General features: G+C 44.6%; 4 protein-coding genes and 1 tRNA gene. All 5 read right to left on the bottom strand.

Annotation, left to right across the window (positions count from 1 at the left end):
• Positions 1 to 162: 162 nt before the first annotated feature.
• The 5 genes from V7051_RS24400 to V7051_RS24380 all read right to left on the bottom strand — a co-directional run bounded on the left by V7051_RS24400 (position 163) and on the right by V7051_RS24380 (position 3741).
• Positions 163 to 238 (bottom strand) — tRNA-Lys (locus tag V7051_RS24400).
• A 103-nt stretch (positions 239 to 341) separates the two neighbouring features.
• The gene (locus V7051_RS24395; RefSeq protein ID WP_333879356.1) at positions 342 to 938 is read right to left on the bottom strand and encodes a PqiC family protein; all 597 of its coding nucleotides are present in this window, start codon (positions 936 to 938) and stop codon (positions 342 to 344) included.
• Between the two features lies 1 nt (position 939).
• The gene (locus tag V7051_RS24390; protein ID WP_333879355.1) at positions 940 to 2520 is read right to left on the bottom strand and encodes a PqiB family protein; all 1581 of its coding nucleotides are present in this window, start codon (positions 2518 to 2520) and stop codon (positions 940 to 942) included.
• 1 nt (position 2521) lies between these two features.
• Complete coding sequence (locus tag V7051_RS24385; RefSeq protein ID WP_333879354.1) at positions 2522 to 3133, bottom strand: paraquat-inducible protein A; 612 nt, start codon at positions 3131 to 3133, stop codon at positions 2522 to 2524.
• Positions 3130 to 3741 carry a paraquat-inducible protein A gene (locus V7051_RS24380; protein WP_334181192.1) on the bottom strand — a complete coding sequence of 204 codons (612 nt, stop codon included), beginning with the start codon at positions 3739 to 3741 and terminating at the stop codon, positions 3130 to 3132. Before V7051_RS24380 ends, V7051_RS24385 begins: the two co-directional genes overlap by 4 nt.
• Positions 3742 to 4258 lie beyond the last annotated feature (517 nt).

Raw genomic sequence — 4258 nt, 5'->3', positions numbered from 1 at the left:
GATAACAGGTCATACTCGATATTATATGTGCAATTCACATATTTGACCCATTACCCGGCAAGTGTTGAGGGTGTTTTTTTTAAGAAATGGGACAGAATTGGGATAAAATAAAATCAGGCAATAAAAAAGGCCTTCAATTTCTCGTAAGGCCTTGATTTTTTTTGGTGGGGCGTCGGGGGCTCGAACCCCGGACCTATGGATTAAGAGTCCACTGCTCTACCAACTGAGCTAACACCCCAATTGTATGTTCAACAATTTCAAGCAATTTTATAGGATTTCTTAAGTAAATCCAAGAATAAAATGTCTTAGCTATACTTACAGAGCTTATTCTATAAGGCTCTTTACTTTATCTTGCCCAGCGCCTTAGATAATTCCAGGCTGAATTCACCAAGAATTTTACTCAATGCTTTGACGGTAGAGGGGTAGGACGTATCTTCCAGTCGATGTTCAATTTTGGAGTGGCCATTATCTAATAGGGTATGGTTTTTTTCGTTCATTATCGCCCAGTTAGCTTCAAAATTTACGCTTTGTTCAGGGCAAGTGTCGAATCTGATGATGTCTATTATTATACGATAATCGACTGCTCCGTATGCACTCCAGGGATAAGCCCGGATAAAATCATTTGTTTGCAGCATCGCCAAGTTATGGGTTAGCACCTGAGCGACATTATCTTTTAACGGCGACGCCCATTGGTGAAATTCGGCGATTTTTATACTGTTATCCGGTAAACGGGTGATAATTTGTTTCCGTTCAAGTAATGTCGGTATCGATATCGGACCTATGCCGATCTGGCGTTTTTTTTCTGTTATCGTTGCGGATGGCGACGGTTCGCTCAGCGGTTCCAATATATAAAACTGGGTCGGGGGTGTCGATATGCATGCAGAGAGCAGGGTGCAGGTTGATAGTGATATTAACCATTTTGAAAGTTGATTTGCCATTTTACTGCTCTTTTTTGCCGCGAATTAATGAATTGGGATTTTGTTCCAGATAGTCGGTCAGTTGCTTGACCGAGCTTGCTGCCTGGGTTAATTCCTGTAGCAGCTGTTCCAGTTCGTAGTGAGTGCTAGAGCCAGGCTCCATAATGCTTAATACCTGATGTGCCGAACTCATGGTTTTGTCCGCGGTATCCAGTGTGCCTTGAGCCGTGACCAGCATGCCTGCCGCGGCTTTGGAAGTGCCTTGTAACGATTGCAGGGTTTTATTGGCCTCAGCAGTCAAATCTTCCAGCGGCAGTTTAGCGACCTTATCCATAATGATGTTGGCGGAATGGGTAAATTGATCCAGTGAGCTGGCGGTGGTGGGGAACTCAGGATAAACGCTTTTATTGTCGCTTAACACAATCTTGCTTTTCGGATGAAAATCAAGATCAACCAGCAGTTGTCCGGTCAACAGGCTGCCGGTTTGCAATTGTGCGCGCAGGCCTTTATTAATCAGCTGAGCCATAATATCTTTATCGCTGATGTTGTTTTCGTTATTGATTTCTTTGATGCGATCCGGTTCCAGTTCTACGGTGACCGGAATGTGAATTTCAGCAGTTTTCTTGTCCAGCTCCAGATTGATCTCGGTAACTTTGCCAATGGGAATGCCGCGTAATTGTACCGGTGCGCCTACGGTCAACCCGCGTACCGAGCCGTTAAAATACATGACGTATTTTAAGGTGTTTTGATAAACAATCTGGGTCGACTGTTCATAGGTATCGTAAAGTTGAAACATGCTGTTTTCAGGCTGGATATCTTTAGTCGTGTCTTCAGCAGAGGCGCGAAAGGCAATACCGCCGCTCAATAAGGAAATCAAAGGCCCTGTTCTGACTTTAAAACCGTCGGCGCCTGCGGATAAGTCAACGCCGCTGTCTACCCAGAAACGAGTGTTTTTCCTGATAAACTGGTCGTAGGGTTTGTTGATAAAAACGGTCAAGAGTATTGCATTAGCTTCGTCAGACAACTTGTGGCTGAGAACTTCGCCTACGGTTATGCCGTGAAAGTTGATCGGCGTTCCCGGCTTCATGGAGCCTAGATTATTGGTTTCTAAAACAAAGTGTGTACCTTCGGCGTTGTTTTTTAACAAGGGCGGGGTGGTCAGACCGGTGAAATGATTTTCTTTAGGGCCATTGCCGGGTTTGATTTCTATATAAGGTCCTGAAAGCAATGTGCCCAGTCCTGAAATCCCACCCAACCCCACCTGAGGCCGAACGACCCAGAAACTGGTATTTTTATTTAAATAACCGGCCGCAGTGCTGTTCATTTGAGCAGTGATCAGAATAGTTTTTAGATCGTCACTGATGGAGATGGCGGTGACTTTGCCTACTTCGACATTCAGGTATTTAATTTTAGTTTTATCGACCTCTAGGCCTTCAGCGGTAGGAAAGCTGATCGTGATAGCCGGGCCTTTTTCATTATAGGATTTGGCGATTAACCAGCCGCTGACCAGCAGGGCAATCAAGGGTAAAAGCCACACCAATGGCAATTCGGTTTTTCTGTTGATAGTCACTTCCGACACATCAGGATCGTTAAAATCATTCATATTAGTGCTGATTATCCCATATTAAGCGTGGATCGAAATTTTTGGCGGCAAACATGGTCAATACCACGACCGCAGCAAATGCCGTTGCTGCCGGTCCTGCGATAACCTGCGCTACACCGCCCATGTCAACCAAAGACACAAGAATTGAAATCATAAAAATATCCAGCATTGACCAGCGGCCTACAAAAGCGATAATCCGGTACATGATGGTCCATTTTCTTGTATGCGATTGCCAGCGATAATGGATGTTGAGCAGTAACAAACTGATTCCCAATAATTTTAACAAAGGAACCAAAATACTGGCGACCAAAACCAACAGGGCTATAGGCACCATGCCGCCGTTAATCAGCGCAATAATACCGCCGATAATAGTATGCGGCTCGCCGACACCCAGGCGGGTGACAGTCATAATCGGAAAAATATTGGCAGGGATATACAAGCAAAAAGCACTCAACAGCAAGGCAGCAGTGCGTTGAAAACTATTGGGTAGGCGTGGATGTAACTGACCGCCGCATAACGGGCAAAGTTTATTGTTGTTAGACTGTTTTGATAAACAGCCGCAATCATGACAGCGGATGAAACCTTGAGCCAGGGCGGTTTTTTTGAGTTTCATTTTCTCAATTGCCCGATTTGCCGCCAGAACAGAACCTTATCCAAACTGCTTGCCAGCATGCCGGTTACGATCAGCAAGGCAACAAAAGCGTAGAGCCCGAAACCGAATTTAAGTTCAGACGTGGAGGCAAGCTTAACGCAGGCGACAATAATTCCCAGCATATAAACTTCCAGCATCGCCCATTCATCCATGTGTTGCAGCCAGCGCATCCAATGCGCCAGATGCCGGTTCGGCTTTTTAAAATAAAGGTGAGCGCTGATCAGTAAGGATAAAATAATGTTTAGCAGCGGAAACAAAATGCTGGATAAAAACACCAGTATTGCAACGCCCCACAGATGTTCTTCAAATAGCGCAACCACGCCTGACCACAACGTGCCGTCCTTAGTATTGCCCAGCATTTTTATGCCGACCAGCGGCATCAGATTGGCCGGGAACATTAATATCAATCCGGCAAGAGAGAGTGCAAAAGTCCGCTCAATGCTTTGTTTGCGAGGTCGTTGCATTAAATATCCGCAGCGGGGACAGTGGGCTTTGTCACCCACCTCTGGAGCGGCGAGGTTAAGCAGTAAATCACACTCGGGGCAGGCGGTGAAATCTATTTTATTCATGTTGCGTAGGTGAATGTTTATAGCTGTAGCAACCATTATCCTCGCTGACACTCCTGTTGTCATTTTTGAGCAAAGTGCCAATGAAAAGTCATGTGCCCATTCATTCGTCTTTCGGCGATTAAAAACTCATCCATAGGCTTACAAAAAACATTTTAAGCTTACAAAAAATCATTCCAGACTTGCAAGAAAATCATCCTAGACCGGCATACAAGCGCTATTTTTTGTTTCAGACTTCACCTCGTCAAATCAATACACCGACGTGATATCCGCACCGCACAACAATACTTTGGATTACTGATTATTTGGAGGTTTAAAATCAATGTGTCTGCAGAGCGCATCGGTTATACGTTTGACGAGTTATATCCAGTCTATTTTATTCACTTTTGTGCATCTGTGATGGATTTTGGCGATCGCCGTTATTCATGCTGTTGCTTTAAATAATAAGGAAAATGTTATGAAAAGAATAGACATCTTTCCTAAATACAGTGATAGCGCAAGTTAACAAGAGCCGCCACTA

It is taken from the genome of Methylobacter sp. (assembly GCF_036845245.1).
Lineage (GTDB): Bacteria > Pseudomonadota > Gammaproteobacteria > Methylococcales > Methylomonadaceae > Methylobacter_A.
The sequence above is the reverse complement of the archived record's forward strand: the minus strand, read 5'-3'. Positions and strand labels throughout refer to the sequence as shown.

Excerpts from the sequence above, each read along its gene's own strand:
- V7051_RS24385 (WP_333879354.1), bottom strand. The coding sequence starts at position 3,133 with ATGAAACTCAAAAAAACCGCCCTGGCTCAAGGTTTCATCCGCTGTCAT.
- V7051_RS24390 (WP_333879355.1), bottom strand. The coding sequence starts at position 2,520 with ATGAATGATTTTAACGATCCTGATGTGTCGGAAGTGACTATCAACAGA.
- V7051_RS24395 (WP_333879356.1), bottom strand. The coding sequence starts at position 938 with ATGGCAAATCAACTTTCAAAATGGTTAATATCACTATCAACCTGCACC.
- V7051_RS24380 (WP_334181192.1), bottom strand. The coding sequence starts at position 3,741 with ATGAATAAAATAGATTTCACCGCCTGCCCCGAGTGTGATTTACTGCTT.